The organism is Rhizobium sp. NFACC06-2 (genome assembly GCF_900101425.1).
Lineage (GTDB): Bacteria > Pseudomonadota > Alphaproteobacteria > Rhizobiales > Rhizobiaceae > Agrobacterium > Agrobacterium leguminum.
In genome coordinates this window covers 70,758-90,668 of record NZ_FMVA01000006.1, presented here as the reverse complement: position 1 = coordinate 90,668, position 19,911 = coordinate 70,758, and the positions used below count along the sequence as shown (strand labels likewise).

The following is a 19,911-nucleotide window of genomic DNA, read 5'->3' as shown; positions in this document are numbered from 1 at the left end:
CGGGATAGCTCAGCGCGTTTGAAGCAGAGGCAGAAGTTTTATAATGAAAATCATCAATCAACGTCTGGTGCTAATAGCACTTGTCACACTGTGTATATCTGCCTTTTTTTCGCTTTATTACTTAACTCAACAGCCGCTCGATATGTATGCGTTTCGTCAGACGCAGACCGCTATAACGTCTTACTGGTTTATTAAGGAAGGATTCGCCCTCGCTTATCAAACGCCGGTAGGTGGAAGACCCTGGGCCATACCCTTTGAGTTTCCGCTTTACCAAGGGATAGTAGCCTTAATAGCGAAAACATTTAACCTGTCGCTTGATGCCGTTGGGCGGCTTGTGAGCTATCTATTTTTACTAGCATGCCTTTGGCCTGTCGCTGGAATATTTAGAATATTTAAGCTTAAGCGCGAGACATTTTATATATTTTCGGCCTTACTATTATCATCCCCCGTATATTTGTACTGGGGGCGGTCCCTCATGATCGAGACAACGGCACTTTTCTTCAGCATCGCGTTTCTATACTATTTTTCAATCGGCATGCGCTATGGTTTTAGCATCCGTTGCAACGCATTTCTGCTTTTGTGTGCAACGCTCGCCTTGCTGCAGAAGTCAACGACCGCATTGCCCGTGATGATCGTGGCAGCGTTAATCTATGCTTATGTGACCCTGCGTCAGGCGGAACGATTTAAATCGCTCTTCAAATTAAAAATACTTGCTGTCCCGGTTTTCGGCTTCTTGATTCCCGTCGCAGTCGCTTACGTGTGGGTAAAATTTACCGACGATCAGAAATCGCTGAATATACTCGGCGAGTATCTGACGTCCGCTCGCTTGAGCTACTGGAACTGGGGCACGTTCGCTCATAGATTTGAACCCGCGCTTTACGATAACGTCATTCTGCTGCGAGTGTTCGTTGGGAATCTCGGTGCTGTCGTTGGGTTAGGCTTGTTCATCTACTTTCCAGTATGGTGCAAGAAGCACGGTCGAAGAACTGAGCTGACGCTATTTTGCATCGCGCTTACCCTTGGTTTCCTGCCGTTTTTTATGTTCCCCAATCTCCACATAGTCCACGCCTACTATCAGACGGCCAACCTTGCTTTCCTCCTTTTCGCTGCGGCCTTAGCACTTGGAACGATCTACAATCAGGCTCCTAAAGCAGTAACGGGATTTTTTCTTTTTATCTTAGCGTCAAACTACGTCTATTTCGGAATAAAATACTACCCGGCCATATCTCAACAATTCAGCAGCCACGATCGCGACATTGCGGTTGGGAAATCGATTAAAAATGCCACCACAGAAGGCGGGCAGTTTATTGCACTGGGTAACGACTGGAGTTCGACATTTTCCTATTTCGCAGAGCGTAAATCTTTTACAATTCCCGACTGGCTCACACAAACCGATGACGTTTTGACGCATCCTGAAAAATATCTGGATGCAGATCAACTTAGCGGTTTTGTCTTCTGCGGCAGCGATACTCTGAACCCTGCTCTTTTCTCTAACTTTGTCGCGCGGAAAGAATGGAATACTGCTATTGTTAGCGGCTGTAAAATCGCTTTCCCGGGAACTGCTTTCAAGGATGATGGTGCCATTTCCATGGAATGCCACGGCGTGATTGATATTAACGAGATCACGGAGGAACGCGGCGCTCGCGTTGCTAGGCTGGAGGGCTGGGTTATCCCGGTTGATGGTGACAAGAAAATTCGCGAACGGGTTTACATTAAACTCCCTGGATCTAATGGAAAGCCGACATATGTCGAGGCATTGAGAACACCTAGAGACGATATTAATTCGCAGTTGAAAATGTCGCCGGAAAATTTGAGCGGGTTTTCAGTTTTGGTTCCGCTTCAGCAAGGTCAGGATACAAAAGACGTCGTGATCATTCGTTCGCGAGGAGACGTCAAAAACATCTGCCGCCTCACTCATTAGAAAAACTTCCAATATCGGTGACAGACTGACGGACCGATTTCTCACTGACTGCTGGACGTCCGGTGCTTTTGGCGGTCGTCAAGCACCATCACCGCCAGGGTTGCTGTGGCGCCTCTGTCACGAGGTCGCCACACAATACCATTCTGCCAATGACGCAAATATTGCATCGTGCAATCATTTTCACTTGTTCAATCGATCAAAAGCGACCTTCCAAAATGCGTTATCTCTCGCTAAACGCATCTGCCGTTTCGACTTTCGAATATTGTCGGGCTGTCGGGCCGCAAGGACAAGTCGCGTCGAGGTAACGCCAGCAGTGTCAGAATGGGAAAGTCCTGCGAGCAAATCCAATTCGTCTTGCTGGGGATTGGTAACAAGCCGCTGGAAAGGAGCCGCCCAAGCTGGTGACGAAATCACCGCAGGACTATAGATTTTCAGAAGATACCGGTTATCCTCTACAAACTTTTTTATGCCTTGCTGTACTTTCATCGCCTTCTCGCGATAGTCTCGTTCCTCCGGCAGAATATCCTCGAGTTTGGGAACGATTTCGCCATTATCGGTCATTTCGTAACCCAACGTCGTTCCATGGTCCGCGGTCAACGCGAATTCAAGAAGTTCCACACCGCCGGACTGAAGATACTCTTGGATATCCGGCTGATTGCCATAATGGGACAACCAGCCCTGCATCGAAAACCCAAGATCTCGATTGGTCGTCGCGGATGAGTGGAGTCCCAAATAAAGTCCGATAAAGTCTTCTTTCGAATAACTCTGATCGAGCGCCCCCAACAGGTAACGTTGAATATTACCATTCCAGCCAATATCGACCAGCGCCGTTTTCACCCCCGGCGAAAAATGACGATCGAAATACGGACGAAATTTACGTCGCCTGTCGGACGCCGCTTTCAGTCCAACCTCAAAAGTTGTAGCAAGCATATCCCGTCCAGCACGAATCTTCTCATGTAAAACCGGGCCACTACCAGTCAGTCCGAATTGGTCCAGCAGGTGCGGTATGGTTCCTACGTCGTATCCAACGGTCTCAAGGGAATACTCTATTGGCCGAGAGACTTTACCTGCAAATGGCGCCCAAGTCTTTTCAGTATCCCACTCTCTTATGCCGAATTGATGACCAACACGCCTGGAAAAATGCACATAGGAACTCGTGATGTGGTCCAAGCCCAAATCCTTTTTTAGATTTTCAAACAAATGGTGGGGAAGCCATCCATCTCGGGCGACAAAAGCAACCCGCTCGACTTTTGATTCAAGAATTTTTGCGCACAGCCACAGCATGAATCCGAAAATCAAAGGTCCGAATGTCCGATACCCAACACGTTCATAGGCGTCCTCGGGCACGAATTGCTGGGACTGCGGCATGGCAAGAAATTCGATCAGGCTATTGATCACATAGTCACTTCGCGGACGAGCACAAAGCATTCGTTGATTGTCGACTTTCGCCCAATCCGCCCAACGGGTTTTGATTGAATATTTCTCTGCCTGTTTGACATCAGACCACTCGTTATCGCCGACATGCAACCAGTTCGCGTCTCGAGGAATGTTTAGGCTGGCTCTAACTTCCGGATATATCCCCCCACTATGCTTGCTTTTCCTGAGTTCTCCCGAAACAAAAACAGGAGCATCGCGCAGGTCCGCAAATCCTTTTTCTTCAAGCATCTCCCTCAACCATGACGATGGCAAGTACATGTCCGAAATAAATGCGAGCTTTTTTGTTTTTTTGCGGAGCTCATCGAAAATCTCCAGACCTTTTTTACTGGCAAAAAGGATTTTTTTTTCTAGTTCGAGCTCCTTGGTTTGGAGCAATTGCCTCAGCTCGGAACTACATCCACTGAGCACTTCATAACGATGATAAATCTCATCGAGGTTGATTTCGCCTTCAGCGTTAGAGGTCGCAGCAAAAATATCTCGTGCTTCCTTTTCTGCCCGCATACGATGGTGGCTAAATGAAGCGAGAATGTCGTGGTTGAGAAGCGCGATATTATTCTGCAGCGCCGCTATGCGCACCGCTTCAAATACATCTACAGGCGCACGCAATTTACGATGTACCAACGTGTCGAAAATATCGAATGTCACCAAATCATACATGGACTTATCCTTCGATCGCACGACCGAGAACGCGGTTTCTCCACCGCCGGAACGAACGGGAAATAGTCTGACGCCAACGAGGACGCTCGTACCGAAGACTTTTTACAGCCTCTTCCATTTGCCACAATCGCCATAGAACATGATTGAATTCGTTTTGCGTAAGCTCTTGTACTTCCATCGGAATTGTGATCGCCATCCGGTTTTCCCCATTTTGTCCGGCGACCTTGCGTATGAGGTCGTTACGGATTTTCTGGTTATAAAGACGATGTCGATCTGCACCGGCATGCACCGTATTTCCCAACGCTCCCGTCGATGAAACCCGATGATGGTAAAAGCTCAAAAACTCAGGGACCACCCAGACATCATGCTTGAGGAGAAAACGCGTATGGAAATCCCAGTCACCGAGAACAGGCAGACTCTCCTCAAAAAGCCCGATCTCTCGAGCCGCAGGTAAGTCGAACATAAATGCAATTGGAGGAAATTGGTTACGAACCAACATTTTTTGGACGGAGAGCAAACCTTCATCGAGGTTGTCGGAATGCCACGATCGAAATGGTTCGACGCGCTCTATTATTATTTCATTACCGACAACACTTTCAAATACGGTGTTGATGCGGCATACTATACCTTTGATTGAGTTAAATGTTTTCTTACGACGAGCGATGGTTGAGGTCATCGAAGCGAGAAACTCAGGCGCCCAGCTATCATCGTCATCGTGGATAACGGCATATTCCGTATCCAACGTTGCGAGTCCGGCATTCGATGCCGCCTCCATCCCTTTGGACACCTCGTGATGAAGAACGCTCACTCTCGCGTCTCCTTGGAAGATCTGCCCAACGAGCCAATCAACGGGCTCAGCCTGCCCGCCATCATTTACGACAACCAGTTTCCAATCTTCATATGTCTGGTGCTTTACGCTTTCCAGCGCCCTTCGAAGCAGTACGGTGCGATCCTTTGTCCGGGTCACAATTCCCACACCAGTAGGGCCAGAGGCGCTTTCTTTGCCCAGTCCATTTTCGCCAACTGGAGATGCGCTACTTTTCGAGGCTAGACTGTTATCCATGAATATCAGATTGACCGCTGTCTTCGCTACAAGAACATAGCCTTTGCTCTCCAGCAACTGAGAGATCAGCTCAGCATTGTTTTCAATAAAATGCTCAGAGGGCTCCGCTTGGACAACGGCAGGACGCCAACGGTCCCAATCGACGTCCTTCAGCAAGTCGAGGTCCAAACCTTCGGTGTCGATCGACAGATACAAGGGTGCGCGCTCTGAAAAAAACTCCTCAAGCACATCGTTCATACGAGACGCCTGAACCGTGACGACCTCTTTCAATCCGACGGCACCGTCTTGCCAATCTTCGACAAATCGCCTCGATAAAGACGAGAGTTCATTTTGATTTGATACGAAAAGTTCTGCGGTATCTGAATCACCGACAATCATCGCCCTGTTCAAAACAAGATCTTGTTTTCGAACTTTCTCCAGATCGGCTATAAGTGCCGGATTTGCCTCAACGAGGACCCCGCTCATCCCCAATTCGAGAGAAAGAAGATACGTCGCACTGGTGGCAATAGGATGATTGGCGCCAATCTCAAGATATCGCTCTGCAGAAAGATCGAAAGATCCACGCATGGACAGCGCTTTGAGTATACTAATTACAATAATATCTTCTGCGCACTGTGAATAATATCTTTGCGCCAACACTTCGATATCAGGCACACTAATTCCAAACATATTAATTTCATCATAAACGAAACTATTTCTCAAGAAACACCTTAAAAATCATTGTATATCAATAAATATTTATTCCGAGAAAACATAACAAATAAATAATCCATAACGATAAGATTAGTCTATATAAATTTCATTGCTGGAATAATATTTGATAATATCTAATTTAATATATTAAATTTAATTATTTTAATAGAAATAAATATTTAAAATGCAATAAATATAAAACAATATGCATTCCTCACATCCATTTAATATTATTATTTTGCGCAGTCAGACACGGCAGGGATGATCGCGCATATCCCGCGATCGATGCCAACGCGCCGATATTGACAGACAGAATGAGGAAGACTATTTCCTAGCCACTAATGTGGGCCACACATGGCCTGGAATGGGGCTTCGGCCCTCGCAAACGCAAGTCGTTGCCGGACTATCTTGATCCGAGTTCCGCACATCGCCGTGCAGCGCGGGTTGATGATGTAACAAGGTGAATACGAGTGACATGCTGACTAGGTGACACTACAATTACCTTTGCCTTGGGGCGATGAGCAGGTCTTGCTTTGTGACGTTATTTATCTTGAATTCGCAAGGATATTGCAGTGATCGGATCATTTTTGTCGCCAGACGACAAAAAGCTGTTAACGCGGCTATTTAAGGAAAACTTCAAAAAACACGTTGGCTGGTATTCTGCGGCAATCGCAGCGATGCTCGTTGTCGCTGGCATGACATCTCTTAGCGCGTGGATAATGCGTGATATCGTCAACAGCGTCTATCTGAAGCAAGGTTTCGATGTCGTTCTTGAGATTGCGTTTGCAGTTGCAGCCATTTTCATAGTGAAAGGTCTCGCTACCTTTGTTCAGAGTTATTATCTCAGCAAGGCGGGCAATAGCATCGTCGCCGAGCAGCAGCGCAAAATCTACGACCGGCTCCTGAAGCAAGGCGTATCCTTCTTCCAAAATTTGCCATCTTCAGAACTCCTGGTCCGCGTGACCTACAACGCCCAGGCTGCCCGCAGCGTCATCGACACGATCGTCACATCCTTCGTCCGCGACCTCTTCTCCCTCCTCGGCTTGATCATCGTGATGTTCGCCCAGAATTTCCTTCTGAGCGCGATTTCCATGATTATCGGCCCTTTGGCAATCTTCAGCGTTCGTCTCGTGCTGCGGCGCGTCCGAAAGATCATGGAGGCGGAACTTGCTTCGTTAGGCGAAATCGTCAACGTCGTCCAGGAAACCAGCATCGGCGTGCGAGTCATCAAGGCTTTCTCCCTGGAAAAGCTGATGGCGCAACGCATGAACAAAGCGGTTTCCGATGTCGAGCAGCGGGCCAATGGCATAGCCAGACTGGAAGCCGCGACTAGCCCAATCATGGAAACCTTGTCTGGCCTTGCCATTGCAGTGGTCATTGCCGTCTCTGGCTACACCGTACTCGAGAAAGGCGGTTCCCCCGGCGATTTGATGGCATTCATTACGGCCCTTCTCCTTGCCTACGAGCCTGCCAAGCGACTTGCCCGCATGCGCGTGCAGATTGAGGGCGGGATGATCGGCGTGCGCATGATGTTTCAGGTGCTGGACGCTCCGCTAACGCTGACCGAAAAAAGGGATGCAGTCCCGCTTCCCAAGGCAAGCGGCGATGTCGAGCTCAAGAACGTCAGCTTCGAGTACGTGCCCGGCCAGCCGGTTCTCAAGGACGTCAGCGTCCTCTTCGAAGGCGGCAAGATGACGGCGCTGGTCGGCCCCTCAGGTAGCGGCAAATCGACGATCATCAACCTCATGATGCGTCTTTACGATCCACAGAACGGCTCCGTTGAAATCAACGGCATGGATCTGCGCGATGTTTCCTTTGCAAGCCTGCGCGAACATGTTTCTTACGTCGGCCAGGAAACATTCCTGTTCTCCGGGACGATCAAGCACAACATTTCCGTCGGCCGCGACAACGCGACAGAGGAAGAGATCATAGCGGCAGCAAAGGCTGCAAATGCGCATGATTTCATCATGAAGATGCAGGACGGATACGACACCAGGCTGGGCGAAAACGGCTCCGGTCTGTCGGGCGGCCAGCGACAGCGGCTGGCGATTGCCCGCGCGATGCTTCGGGATGCGGATATCCTGATTCTCGATGAAGCGACAAGTGCACTGGATTCTGAATCCGAGGCTCTCGTGCGTGATGCGCTGGAACGCCTGACGCTCAACAAGACATCCATCGTGATCGCCCATCGTCTTTCCACAATCAACCGCGCCGACAAGATCGTCGTGATGGATAATGGTGAAGTGGCCGAACAGGGAAGCCGGCGTGAATTGCTGGCGAATGACGGTCTTTATAAACGACTACACAGCATCCAGTTCGACGCAGACGTCGCTTGACACCAAAATAAAACGGGCGGCCATTGCCGCCCGAATTTTACTTCAGCTGCCATATTTGGGCGAAAAGGAGCCGATTTCGCTACTAGGCGATTTCCATGCCCACCTGGATCATCATGATCCAAGGCGGCTCGACCTCTTCCGTCTCCGCTGCCTCAGACAGCTTGGCACAACTCCTCTCCAGAACAGAGGCCGCCGGCCCTGCGGAGCTCGGACTTTATCGCCTTAAACTCGCGCTCAGCGACAATGCCGTTTTGCAATCAGTTGCATAGAAAACACAATGAAACCTGTTCGTTATGGTTCCACCGGCCATGAAAAGCCCGCAGCACTCGATGCGGAGGATAACATCCGAGATCTTCCTTCCGTCGTCACCGCCATTGCTGGACAGAACCTCTCACACGGTTCTCTTGAAAGCTGGCGAAATTGGTCTTTCGGCGCTCCCGGCCATATCATCTGATGTACGGATCGGCTCCTTCGCAAGTGCTGTCGGCAATTTGTGGCAATCGGTCTCAATTACATCGACCATGCGCTGGAAACGAACACACCCATCCCGGAAGAGCCGGTGCTTTTTAACAAACACACGTCCTGCATTTCCGGCCCGAATGATCCGATCTGCCTGCTAAAGCATTGGGAAAAGACTAACTTTGTGGTGAAGATCACCTTCGTTATTGGTGAACGCGCTTATCATCTGCGGGAAGAAGATGCGCCCTCCGTCATGGCGGGCTTCTGCATCTGCCGTGACGTCTCCGAGCGCGCCTTCCAGATAGAACGCGGCGGCCAATAGGCCAAAGGCAAAAGCGGACCATGGCTGGCACGCCGGACGAAATCGGCGACCTGCAAAATCTGGGCCTGGGGCTCGACTTCAGCGGTCAACGTATGCAGAGCGGTTCGACATCCAAGATAAGTTTCCCGATCGCAACGCTTCTTATATCAGCCGCTTCATGCGCCTTATGCCGGGCGGCGTTATCACCACGGGCATGCCCCGGGGGTCGGCCTTGGAATGAAACCGCCCATTTTCCTAAGAGCCGGCGATATGGTCGAACTCGGCATTGATGGCCTTGGCACACAACGTCAAATCGTGACAGCATCCGGCGCGTGAGATCATCAGGAGACATGAGTGAATGACCGCAATCGAGAAACTGGCTGGACGCTTTACCACCGCGAGCCGAGGCGGGGCGAAAATATCTCTAGCGGCGGTGCAGGCGGAGGGTCTCATCCCGGGTACGCTTGCAGAGGCTATGGCGGTCCAGCGGGCTTTTGCTGAGAGCTGGGCAAAACCGGTTGCCGGCTGGAAACTGGCGATTCGCCCGGACGGCGAGGCCGTCGGGGCGCCCATGTTCGATTGCGTGCGGGTCGATGAAGCCAATGCCGCTTCTTTTCCCCATGGCGGCACCGAAGGCATCGAGGTCGAGATCTGCTTTACGCTTTCGGCGGATATTCCTGCGGCGGCGGCGAGGCCGCTGGCGAGGGCCGACCTGATGGCATTTATCGACAAGGTCCATCTCGGCGCTGAACTTCTCCGCTACAGGCTGGCGGAGAAAAACCAGGTGCCGTTTCCGCTTTTTCTTGCGGATCGCCTCGCCAACCACGGCTTCGTCATCGGCCCGAAAGTCGATAAAGGCATCGTGGACGTCTTTGCTGGAAATGGCGAGAACCTGCCAAAGCTCACCGTTACCGAGGGGCCGGGATCACTGTTCGATGCTGTGGTAAAACATCCGAATGGTGATCCGCTCGCGCCGCTGGTCGCCTTTGCCAACTCGGCGTTCAACAGGGGCAGTATGCTCAAGGCTGGTAACGTCGTAACGACAGGCAGTCTCTGCGGTGCGATACCAAGCACACTTGCCGGTGAGACACACATAAGGCTGGAACCGGTTGAAACCTTCACGCTCTCAGGTCCGAGAGAATAGACGTTCGCCCTCCAACTAATTCCGTGTCCTGCGACCGACCGCCTTTATCCCGTTTTCGGAATTTTGACACGAAAAATCGGAGTTTCTGAGAACCCCAGATTAGCGGGTCAAAGGCGTCTTCTGTCGCCAAAAATCCATTTTTGGATGCCCGTTGAACTCTTCTGCGGCTCAAATCCGACGCCGTTAGATCAGGAGCATGAGCCGTGCGGATGTCGTGCTGTTCGTGTCCTCCTGAGCCCACGAAACGTTTTGCGATTGGCACACTATGAATGTGGGGAGCGCGCACCATTTAAGTAGAAAACGCAGCTTACGGATGGTAAGGAGCGTCTTGATTCAATTCTCAATTGACTGGGCTTTTTACGTTTTTTTGCTTGTTGGGGGCAATAATGAATAAAAGTAACTTGTATGGCGCGACGGAACGCTTTCGATCACAGGCAACTCCTGTGGCAAGTGGTCTGCTGGCGCTTGCTCCTTATGCAGTGGCCATAACGATTGCCTATTTGTTTTATGCCAACATCCTTCCCTATTTTCGACCGTACGCTTGGGTGGATGACTGGATTTATGCACGGCCACTCGAATTCACAACGCAGCGAGAATGGTGGGTGTGGCTTTGGCAGCAGCACGTAGACCACCGTATCCCGATCCAAAAGCTTACAAACTTTTTCATCTTGTCGTGGTCCGGGTTTGATTATCGATGGCTCGTCGGCGTCAACTTTTTGATGGCTCTCATAAGCACGGTGTTTATCGTGGAAGCGGCAAGAGTTTATCGAGGCAGAAGGTCAATTGGCGATGTGGCCATTCCCTTCATCTTCCTAAACTTTGGTATGGGCTACACCCAGTGGGGTTTCCACTTCCAATTCACTTCGTCCATTCTTTGTTTATCCGGGTTCCTCCTAGCCACTTTATTGTGGCTTCGGAGCCAGAGTAACACGCATGCGTTTCTTGCAGTCTTCAGTCTGACGATCGCGTGCTTGACCGGCATGAACGGCGTTCTTCCAGCCTTAGGTGCCGGCATTGCATTTACAGCTTGGGCAATTTGGCGAAGGAAACCGTTCGGTACAGTCTTTCTCTTTGCCGTCCCTTTGATCGTCGCGTCTCACATCTTGGCAACATGGACCCCTTACGCTGGCGGGGATCAGTCTTCAGTGAACGCTTATGAGTTCTTGGACTATGCCATGGGCCTAACCACTGGATCGTTTGCGTTCTTCCTGCAAAGTTACGAGACACTGGCCCGTGTTGTCGTCACATCTCTCATGATCTTTGCCATCATATCGATCGTGGTCCGGCTCAAACGCAGGCAATTGGATGACGCTGACTTGCTGGTCTTTGCATGTCTTGCCATTTATGTCTGTCTGTTGGCCGCGATCTCTTACGGTCGGGCAAAAATGCAAGGTGGTTGGGAGGCAGGGTCCGCAATCCATTATGGGGTACTTACAATTTTCGTGCCGATCCTCTCTTGGATTATCGTTTCGAAGAACGCGCCAAAGTATACAGTTGAGCTGCTTGGTGCGATCCTCTTAACCATCGGAATCTGGGTCTTTCAGGTGAATGTCGAGACAAGAATGTGGTATGTCAACCACAATAATCCGCTTCAGGCGAAGGCCTTGCAGGATTTAGCATCCGAGAAGCCCATTGAGGAAATTGCGAAGGAAAACATTACGCAATTTCACGCTGGAATGCCGGGTATTCATGAGGTCACCGAAGGAATAGCCGCATTTCGTAAAGCGCACGCTGAACTCTACGGTGGGAAACCGTAGAGTTCGTTTTTTTTCACGTGGAAGGCCACTCACCAACGACGATCGCTTCTTCGGAGGTCGCATTATTGACGAGTTCCACGAGGCGATCGAGAGTGGTCTGGCACTGGATAACGTGCGCCTTTCCGTCAGCCCCAGCCTTCTGAATTTGCGCTGCCGAGTGATCGCGGAAGCTCCACAAATCTTTCTCATCCATACACCAAAACGGGGTTGACCATCCGCTTCCAGATGTTGGCAGCAAGCTGTCAGTCACCGGTCCCATCATGTTTATCCTATCGGTGATTTTGATCGTGTCCCAGAGATTCCGGTAACTGGTGGAAAAGTATACCGCCTCCATCCGGGCCGCACTTTTAATATCCCGGGAAGGTCACTTCACCCGCCCGTATTCGCCGAGAAAATCAAGCAGGGCTCGAATACGTGCCGGAAGCGGTCCCCGTTGGCCTACATAAACGGCATGAAACATCTCCGTCTCACCCGTATCGAGATGATCGAGTACGGAGACAAGCCGGCCGGCGGCGATATCCTCCCGCACGGTGAAGGCGGCAAGGCGAACCAGCCCGACACCGGCAAGGGCAAGACGGCGAAGGCCCTCGCCGTCGCTGACCTGCACGCGCCCCGTCGCCGGAATGACGACGGTTTTCCCGGCATCCCGCAACGGCCACCCGTCCACTGACCGGGCATAACCAAATCCGAGCCGATTATGATCTTCCAGATCGGCGATGGTTTGCGGCACGCCGCAGCGCTCCAGATAATCCGGGGCGGCAGCAATGATCATCCCTGTCTCACCGAGTTTCCGGGCAACGAGAGTTGAGCTTTTGAGCGGCCCGGCGCGCACCGCGACATCCACGCGTTCCGCAAGAAGATCAACCACCATATCCGTCTGGACGATATCGAGCGTGATGCCCGGATGAAGCGCCAGAAACCGTGGCAGGATGGGCGCAAGAATATGCGTTGCATAGGACGCGCTGGTGTTGATCCGCACGCGGCCGACAGGCTGCTCGCCCTCACCGGCGGCGCGTTCGGCCTCTTCGAGATCGGCGAGGATGCGGGTAGCCCTTTCATAAAAGGCGCAGCCCTCCGGCGTGATCTGAAGCTGTCGGGTGGAACGGTTGAGCAGGCGCGCGCCCAGGCGGCTTTCCAGTCGTGCGATCAGCTTGCTCACCGCCGAAGGCGTCATGTTCGCCGCCGCGGCCGCGCGGGAAAAACCGCCGAGTTCGACGACCCGCACGAAGATTTCCATCTCCCCTGCCCGGTTGATCTCCAGTCGCGCCATGATGACTTCATCTCACAAGTGATAGTATTTTCGGCATTCTATTTCATTGAAGAGTGAGCGTCTATCTTCAGGCGGCGATTGAAACGCATCGCAATCTTCATCTGCCAGATCATGACGGGATGGACAGAGCGCGGCGCTACCAAAGCCCCGCCCGCGACCATTTCGAAGCAACAAAGGAACGCCCCATGGAATATCGTCATCTCGGCCACTCCGGCCTGAAAGTGCCGGTCTTGAGTTTCGGCACCGGAACTTTCGGCGGCGCAGGCCCGCTCTTCAGCAACTGGGGCAATTCAGACGCCACGGAAGCCCGGCGCCTGATCGATATTTGTCTGGAAGCCGGCGTCAACCTGTTCGATACCGCCGATGTCTATTCCAACGGCGCATCGGAGGAAGTGCTCGGCGAAGCCGTCAAGGGAAGGCGCGACAGCGTTCTGATCTCAACCAAGACCAGCCTGCCGATGGGCGACGGGCCGAACGAGGCCGGGTCGTCCCGCTTCCGGCTGCTGCGCGCGGTGGATGACGCCCTGCGCCGCCTGAAGACCGACTATATCGACATCCTTCAGCTTCATGCCTTCGATGCCTTCACGCCGGTTGAGGAAGTGCTGTCGACGCTCGATGCGCTCGTCCGCTCCGGCAAGGTGCGATATACCGGCGTCTCGAATTTTTCCGGCTGGCAGATCATGAAATCGCTTGCCGTCGCGGATCGATATGGCTGGCCGCGTTATGTGGTCAATCAGGTCTATTATTCCCTGATTGGCCGAGATTACGAGTGGGATCTGATGCCGCTCGGCACCGATCAGGGTCTTGGTGCAATGGTCTGGAGCCCGCTTGGCTGGGGGCGATTGACGGGAAAAATCCGCCGCGGCACACCGCTGCCTGAAGGTAGCCGCCTGCATGAGACTGCCAGCTTCGGCCCGCCGGTTAATGATGAAGATCTCTACCGCGTCATCGATGCGCTCGACGCTGTCGCGCAAGAAACCGGCAGGACGGTGCCGCAGGTCGCCCTCAACTGGCTGCTCAGACGCCCCACTGTTTCCACGGTCATCATCGGCGCGCGCAATGAGGAACAGCTTCGCCAGAACCTCGACGCCGTGGGATGGCAACTGACGTCCGCACAGGTAGCGAAGCTGGACGAGGCAAGCGCGACGACTGCTCCCTATCCGCACTTCCCGTATCAGCGCCAGGAGGGGTTTGCCCGGCTTAATCCACCGGCCGTAACACGTCAGAACATGCCGTTCTAAGGCAGGGTCAGGCCGCCTGAACGACGGGCGGCCTGACAGATGGTGAGCTTCAGGCGGTTTTGTTGGCGGAGCCTGCGTCCACCCGGCCGGAAAACCAGTTTGCCAGGATTGCGCCGGAAATATTGTGCCAGACGCTGAAAATGGCGCTCGGAACCGCGGCGAGAGGCGAGAAATAAGCCGTGGCAAGTGCCGCGCCAAGGCCCGAATTCTGCATGCCCACCTCAATCGCAATGGCCTTGCGCTTGGCAAGTGACAGGCCCGTTGCCTTCGCCGCGAGGTAACCGAGGAGATAACCAAGCCCGTTATGCAGGACGACAACGGCAAAAATCATCAGTCCGGACTGGGCGATGGACGCCTTGGATCCTCCCACCACCGCCGAAACGATGAGGACGATGCCGATGACGCTCACCAGCGGCAATGCCGGAACGGCGGTCTTGACGAGACCGGGCAGCAGCTTCTGCAGGGCGGCGCCGAGGGCGAGCGGAACCAGAACGACCTTGACGATGCTGAGGAACATGGCCCAGCCATCAACCGGCAGGAACTGGCTCGCAAACAGCCAGACGAGGAATGGCGTCACCAGTGGCGCGGCAAGCGTGGTGACCGAGGTGCAGGCGACGGACAAGGCGACATCGCCCTTGGAGAGATAGGTCATGACATTGGAAGAGGTGCCGCCCGGGCAGCAGCCGACCAGAATGACGCCCGCCGCGACTTCCGGCGGCATGGGAATGATGCGGGTAAGCAGCACCGCCAGAAGTGGCATGATGAGAAACTGGCCGAGCACGCCTATCGTCACATCGAACGGCCTTTTTACGACCTCCCGGAAGTCGTCGACCGAAAGTGTGAGCCCCATCCCGAACATGATGATCGACAGAAGCGTGACGATCCACGGCGCAATCTGCTTGAACGTATCCGGAAAAAAGAAGCCGAGCACGGCGAACAGGATGACCCAGGCGGCAAAGGTCTTGCCTACAAAAGCCGAAACGGCTGCCAGTGTTTTCATGTCTATACTCCCAATATGATCATGCGACCCCGTCTAGACTGCAAGGGTGTCGTGTCAAGGTCATAGTGGGGGAAAAAGGGTCAGAACCGATAGGTCAGACCGACCACCGGCCCGCTCAGCCTCGAATCAAAAACGTAACCGTCGTCTGAATAATCCACGTCGAGCACCTTGTAACCTGCCGAGACGGACAGTGTGTCCGTGAAGATGTAGTTCACCGTCGCGAGCGCAGACCAGGTGAGATCCGACCCCGCTCCAAAGCCGCCGATATCGACCTGTCCCTGCACGGAGAGTTTATCCGTGAGGTTGAAAAAGGCGCGCGCGCCGATCACGGGATCAACCCACCCGAAGCTTTCCTTATACGTGGCGGATACGCTGCCGATCAGGGGATGGCTGGCAGTGACCGCCACCGCGTTGGAGATATGCCAGAAGCGGGCTCCCGCCAAGGCGTCGAGCGAAAATCCATCTGCATCCACGATCCGGTAACCGGCCTGTAATGTCGCCATGAATTCCTGCGTATCGACGTTCGCATCGATTGTGGCGCCAGCCGGAAGGGTGGGCAAACCCGGGATTTGCAGCGCCGGCAGCGGCCCGGCCGCCTTGCTGTCCGTGGTGTCGACATACATTAGATCGCCGGACAGGACGAAGCGGTCATAACGGCCCCAGATGTTCAAGAACCCGCCGAAGTTGAGATCCTCCATGACGTCGGAGAAAGATTTTTCGACATGCAGCGTCGGCGCTCGACGGAAGGGCGAAATGTTGCCGTTCAAACCCGTCGCCCACAGATAACCCGTTGCCTGAAACGCCCAATCCGCGCCATCAACCCTCGCGGGCAGGGAGCCGAGTTGATCCGCGGCTGAGGCCGCGCTTGCAGAAAAAGCCATAAGGGCCGCAAAAGCTGATAATTTTAGCAACGACGTCTCCCCAACCGATCGCCTGCAGCTAAACCTATTTGACACGCCCCAACAAGTCCGATCTTCTATCATACGCTGTATTTGTACCGCGAGACCCGGAGACGTTCCCATGCGCCAGAGCACCCTTCCGTTTTTTTCCGCCTGCACCGCCGCGATCTTTTCCATCGCGACGCTCACAACCTCTGTCGCGCAGGCCTGCACGCGGTTCGTCTATCTGGGCGAAAATGATCAGGTGATGACGGCCCGGTCGATGGATTGGAAAACGGATGTAGGAACCAATATCTGGGTCTTCCCCCGCGGCATGGAGCGCTCTGGCGAGGCTGGGCCGAATTCGGTCAAATGGACTTCGAAATACGGCAGCGTCATTGCATCGGGCTATGATATTTCCACGACGGACGGCATGAATGAGGCGGGGCTTGCTGCAAACGTCCTCTGGCTGGTTGAGTCGAGCTATCCCGCCTATGACGGCAAATCGCCGGGTCTGTCTATCGCGGCCTGGGCGCAATATGCACTCGACAATTTCGCGACGGTGGAAGAGGCAGTCGCTGCGCTCGAGAAAAACCCCTTCACAATCGTGACCGACAATGTGCCCGGTGAAGAGCGTCTGGCAACTTTGCACCTTTCCCTTTCGGATGCGAGCGGCGACAGCGCGATCGTTGAATATATCGATGGCAAGCAGGTCATCCATCACGGGCGTCAGTTTCAGGTGATGACCAATTCGCCGACCTTCGACCACCAGCTGGCGCTCAACGAATATTGGCAGCAGATCGGCGGCACTGTCATGCTGCCGGGCACCAACCGCGCATCGGACCGGTTTGCCCGCGCCTCTTTCTACGCCAACGCCATTCCAAAGAGCGAGAATCCTGTCGAAGCCATCGCGAGCGTCTTCAGCGTGATCCGCAACGTCTCCGTTCCCTACGGCATTACCACACCAGACCAGCCGAATATTTCCTCAACCCGCTGGCGCACGGTGATAGATCACAAACGCAAACTCTATTTCTTCGAATCGGCTCTGACGCCGAATATCTTCTGGATCGACATGACGAAACTCGATCTCTCGAAAGAAACCGGTGCGGTCAAGAAACTCGATCTCGGCCCCAATCAGATCCATATCTATTCGGGTATGGCGAATGAGAGCCTGAAGGACACCAAACCCTTCAAGTTCCTCGGGCTTTGAGGGCGCCGATCGTGCCGCAAGGCATATGAGCAGTTGATTGAGAAGGCATGACGCGCCGGACAGGGATCAGAATCTGTCGGTCAGACTTGTGCTTATCGCAATCTGAGCGACCGCCCTCCTCGGAAGCCCATGTCGAAACAGCGCGGCCACCGATCCGGCGTCAACCCTGGCGCGAGGTAAAGCACTCACCTTCGAGGCGATCCGGCGGCGCACAAATAATGTCAGCTCCGAGCGGGCTCCCACAATTCCACCGGATTACCTTCCGGATCATGTATCCTTGCGAAGCGCCCCACCGCTGAATCCCATTCGGCGCGGGTTTCAACCTCGATGCCGTCTGCCGTCAGCTTCACGATAAGAGCATCGAGATCATCCACCCGGAAATTGATCATCCATTGCTGTTCAGCACGACCGAAGTATTCGCTATTTCTGTCGAAAGGCCCAAAAATCGTCATTCCGGCCTCCTGATGCCACACGGATTTATGCAGATCGTCGATGCCGAGATGTTTTTCATACCATTCGGCCAGACCGGCAGCATCTGCTGCTCTGAAGAATACGCCACCAATTCCAACGGCTCTGGCCAAGACTTTCTCCCTCTCATCAATAACGGAAAGCATGCTGCGCAGTCGCTGCCAAAATATCAAGCAGAACGGCAGTCTTAGAGGCCATTAAGACCGGTGGAGCATAGTGGCTCTGCTCTGCCGGAGCCGCTCTACCGGATCCAAAAGCGCTTTCTTCCCGCTTGCCCGTCAGCGTCGCGTGGCCTTTAAAAAACCTCTTGACCTGAACCATGGTTGAGGTCCTAGAAGTACTGTCACCTTGTTTTCGCAAGGCTCTTTCCATGCTCTTGAGCGAACAGTTGACAAAGGATACTCCATGGCTTTCCAGCTTCCCGACCTCCCCTATGCCCATGATGCGCTCGCCCCCTCGGGCATGTCCGAGGAGACGCTGAAGTTCCATCACGATCTTCACCATAAGGCCTATGTCGATAATCTCAACAAGGCGATCGTCGGCACCGAATGGGAAAACAGGAGCCTCGAAGAGATCGTCCGGGGCACCTATGAGAAGGGTGCAGTGGCGCAATCCGGCATCTTCAACAATGCCTCCCAGCACTGGAACCACAATCTCTTCTGGGAAATCATGGGGCCGGAAAATCATGCGATCCCCAAGGTGCTGGAAGATGCGCTGACGCAGTCCTTCGGCTCGGTCGCGCTGTTCAAGCAGAATTTCGCCCTCTCCGGCGCCTCCCAGTTCGGTTCGGGCTGGGCGTGGCTGGTGGTGGATACCGACGGTTCGCTAAAGATCACCCGCACCGAAAACGGGGTCAATCCGCTGTGCTTCGGGCAGAAGGCGCTTCTTGGCTGCGATGTATGGGAACACAGCTATTACATCGATTTCCGCAACAAGCGCCCCGCTTACCTCGAAAACTTCCTCGACAATCTGGTGAACTGGCAGGCGGTCGCCGCCCGCCTTTGATTTGAGCCCCACCGATCCGGCCGGTCCCGCTGCCCTGGGCGGCCGGCCGGATCAGGCGCAGCCGGACAGCCGCCGTCCGGCTGCAACTCCCTTCGAGCGTCTCAATGCCCTATGTCGTCACCGAAAACTGCATCGCCTGCAAATACATGGACTGCGTGGAAGTCTGTCCGGTCGAATGTTTTTATGAAGGCGAGAACATGCTCGTCATTCACCCCGATCAATGTATCGACTGCGGGATTTGCGAGGGCGAATGTCCCGCCGCGGCGATCCGGCCGGATACCGAAGCGGGGCTGCATGTCTGGCTCGACCTCAACCGCCATTATTCCGGCATCTGGCCGCGCGTGCATGAGAAAAAGTCACCGCCTGACAATGCCGACATTATGAATGGCGCTGCAGCGAAGATGTCCATTTTTTCGAAAAATCCGGGAGCGGGCGGTTAGCCCGGCACACCATGTCTCATAATCTCAGGCTGATCGATGGCGGTGTGGTCAATCACGCGCATGTTCCGCTGAAAGCTTGCGCCTCTCCGATGATCTCCCCGCGTGAATTCAAGGATTCAATGGCCGGCCTAACCTTCACCGTGGCGGTGGCTGCGGCCTGCCACGCCGGAGAGCGGGTTGGGCGCACAATCACCTCCTTCATGCCGCTCAGCGCAGAACCGCCGCTTCTGATGATCTCCATCGACGCCAGCAGCCGCATGGTCGATCTCATCGCAGCGAGCCGACGCTTCTCCGTTGCGGCACTGGCCAGAGGACAGGAGGAGATTGCCGATGTCTTTGCGGGCAAGGGAAATCACCCGGACCGGTTCAGCATCGGAGACTGGGATGCCTGGCCGTCAGGAAGCCCCAGACTTGCCGATGCGCTCCTGTCCATGGACTGCGAACTTGTCGGTTCCATCGACGCCGCAGACCATATCCTGTTCGTGGGCGCCATAACCGAAGCGATGTCGGATCGGCTGCGCAGAGCCCTGCTCTGGAGCGAACGCGCCTATACCGGCACGGATCAACGTCACTCTCTCTAGATGGTCCGAAAAGGCTCCCGCCGCCGCCATGACCGGCACGGCTGCAGAAA

At 53.9% G+C, this 19,911-nt stretch carries 17 protein-coding genes and 1 pseudogene; 10 read left to right on the top strand and 8 right to left on the bottom strand.

Annotation, left to right across the window (positions count from 1 at the left end; all coding sequences use genetic code 11):
- The first annotated feature begins 43 nt into the window (after positions 1 to 43).
- The gene (locus F3H58_RS12590; protein WP_149742421.1) at positions 44 to 1,921 is read left to right on the top strand and encodes a glycosyltransferase family protein; all 1,878 of its coding nucleotides are present in this window, start codon (positions 44 to 46) and stop codon (positions 1,919 to 1,921) included.
- A gap of 180 nt (positions 1,922 to 2,101) precedes the next feature.
- Here the strand turns inward: F3H58_RS12590 and F3H58_RS12585 are convergent, their stop codons facing one another.
- Together F3H58_RS12585 and F3H58_RS12580 are read right to left on the bottom strand one after the other, a co-directional pair.
- Complete coding sequence (locus F3H58_RS12585; protein ID WP_149742420.1) at positions 2,102 to 4,015, bottom strand: HAD family hydrolase; 1,914 nt, start codon at positions 4,013 to 4,015, stop codon at positions 2,102 to 2,104.
- A gap of 4 nt (positions 4,016 to 4,019) precedes the next feature.
- Positions 4,020 to 5,780, bottom strand: a complete 1,761-nt coding sequence (locus tag F3H58_RS12580) for a glycosyltransferase (RefSeq protein ID WP_149742419.1) — start codon at positions 5,778 to 5,780, stop codon at positions 4,020 to 4,022.
- A 563-nt stretch (positions 5,781 to 6,343) separates the two neighbouring features.
- Here F3H58_RS12580 and F3H58_RS12575 point away from each other — a divergent pair.
- From F3H58_RS12575 to F3H58_RS12560, 4 genes and pseudogenes are all read left to right on the top strand, one after another.
- Positions 6,344 to 8,107, top strand: a complete 1,764-nt coding sequence (locus tag F3H58_RS12575; RefSeq protein WP_149742418.1) for an ABC transporter ATP-binding protein — start codon at positions 6,344 to 6,346, stop codon at positions 8,105 to 8,107.
- 277 nt (positions 8,108 to 8,384) lie between these two features.
- Positions 8,385 to 9,203 (top strand): annotated as a pseudogene (locus F3H58_RS12570) (fumarylacetoacetate hydrolase family protein).
- 22 nt (positions 9,204 to 9,225) lie between these two features.
- A complete protein-coding gene (locus tag F3H58_RS12565) occupies positions 9,226 to 10,011 on the top strand; it encodes a 2-keto-4-pentenoate hydratase (RefSeq protein WP_149742417.1) in 786 nt (261 codons plus the stop codon).
- Positions 10,012 to 10,397: 386 nt separating this feature from the next.
- Entirely contained in the window at positions 10,398 to 11,768 is a 1,371-nt protein-coding gene (locus F3H58_RS12560) for a hypothetical protein (protein WP_149742416.1), read from the top strand.
- 13 nt (positions 11,769 to 11,781) lie between these two features.
- Here F3H58_RS12560 and F3H58_RS12555 read toward each other — a convergent pair whose 3' ends face one another.
- Both F3H58_RS12555 and F3H58_RS12550 read right to left on the bottom strand, forming a co-directional pair.
- A complete protein-coding gene (locus tag F3H58_RS12555) occupies positions 11,782 to 12,102 on the bottom strand; it encodes a hypothetical protein (RefSeq protein ID WP_149742415.1) in 321 nt (106 codons plus the stop codon).
- A 30-nt stretch (positions 12,103 to 12,132) separates the two neighbouring features.
- Positions 12,133 to 13,038, bottom strand: coding sequence for a LysR family transcriptional regulator (locus tag F3H58_RS12550; protein ID WP_149742414.1), 906 nt, complete (start codon positions 13,036 to 13,038; stop codon positions 12,133 to 12,135).
- A 185-nt stretch (positions 13,039 to 13,223) separates the two neighbouring features.
- Between F3H58_RS12550 and F3H58_RS12545 the strand changes: the two genes are divergently transcribed.
- The gene (locus F3H58_RS12545; RefSeq protein ID WP_149742413.1) at positions 13,224 to 14,279 is read left to right on the top strand and encodes an aldo/keto reductase; all 1,056 of its coding nucleotides are present in this window, start codon (positions 13,224 to 13,226) and stop codon (positions 14,277 to 14,279) included.
- Positions 14,280 to 14,328: 49 nt separating this feature from the next.
- On the opposite strand, the gene F3H58_RS12540 is transcribed toward F3H58_RS12545, so the two are convergent.
- Positions 14,329 to 15,279: a bile acid:sodium symporter family protein gene (locus tag F3H58_RS12540; protein ID WP_020808814.1), complete on the bottom strand. Its 951-nt coding sequence runs from the start codon at positions 15,277 to 15,279 to the stop codon at positions 14,329 to 14,331.
- An 80-nt stretch (positions 15,280 to 15,359) separates the two neighbouring features.
- Positions 15,360 to 16,160, bottom strand: a complete 801-nt coding sequence (locus F3H58_RS12535) for a hypothetical protein (RefSeq protein ID WP_149742539.1) — start codon at positions 16,158 to 16,160, stop codon at positions 15,360 to 15,362.
- A gap of 139 nt (positions 16,161 to 16,299) precedes the next feature.
- Between F3H58_RS12535 and F3H58_RS12530 the strand changes: the two genes are divergently transcribed.
- A complete protein-coding gene (locus tag F3H58_RS12530) occupies positions 16,300 to 17,367 on the top strand; it encodes a linear amide C-N hydrolase (RefSeq protein ID WP_149742412.1) in 1,068 nt (355 codons plus the stop codon).
- Positions 17,368 to 17,588: 221 nt separating this feature from the next.
- Here F3H58_RS12530 and F3H58_RS12525 read toward each other — a convergent pair whose 3' ends face one another.
- On the bottom strand, positions 17,589 to 17,948 hold the full coding sequence (locus F3H58_RS12525; protein ID WP_149742411.1) for a VOC family protein: 360 nt from the start codon (positions 17,946 to 17,948) through the stop codon (positions 17,589 to 17,591).
- A gap of 16 nt (positions 17,949 to 17,964) precedes the next feature.
- The gene (locus F3H58_RS12520) at positions 17,965 to 18,156 is read right to left on the bottom strand and encodes a hypothetical protein (protein WP_149742410.1); all 192 of its coding nucleotides are present in this window, start codon (positions 18,154 to 18,156) and stop codon (positions 17,965 to 17,967) included.
- 84 nt (positions 18,157 to 18,240) lie between these two features.
- Here F3H58_RS12520 and F3H58_RS12515 point away from each other — a divergent pair, with 84 nt between their 5' ends.
- The 3 genes from F3H58_RS12515 (at position 18,241) to F3H58_RS12505 (ending at position 19,861) form a co-directional block, all read left to right on the top strand.
- On the top strand, positions 18,241 to 18,840 hold the full coding sequence (locus F3H58_RS12515) for a superoxide dismutase (protein WP_065655312.1): 600 nt from the start codon (positions 18,241 to 18,243) through the stop codon (positions 18,838 to 18,840).
- Positions 18,841 to 18,944: 104 nt separating this feature from the next.
- On the top strand, positions 18,945 to 19,280 hold the full coding sequence (fdxA, locus tag F3H58_RS12510; protein WP_065655313.1) for a ferredoxin FdxA: 336 nt from the start codon (positions 18,945 to 18,947) through the stop codon (positions 19,278 to 19,280).
- 11 nt (positions 19,281 to 19,291) lie between these two features.
- The gene (locus F3H58_RS12505) at positions 19,292 to 19,861 is read left to right on the top strand and encodes a flavin reductase family protein (protein WP_188128900.1); all 570 of its coding nucleotides are present in this window, start codon (positions 19,292 to 19,294) and stop codon (positions 19,859 to 19,861) included.
- Positions 19,862 to 19,911: the final 50 nt, after the last annotated feature.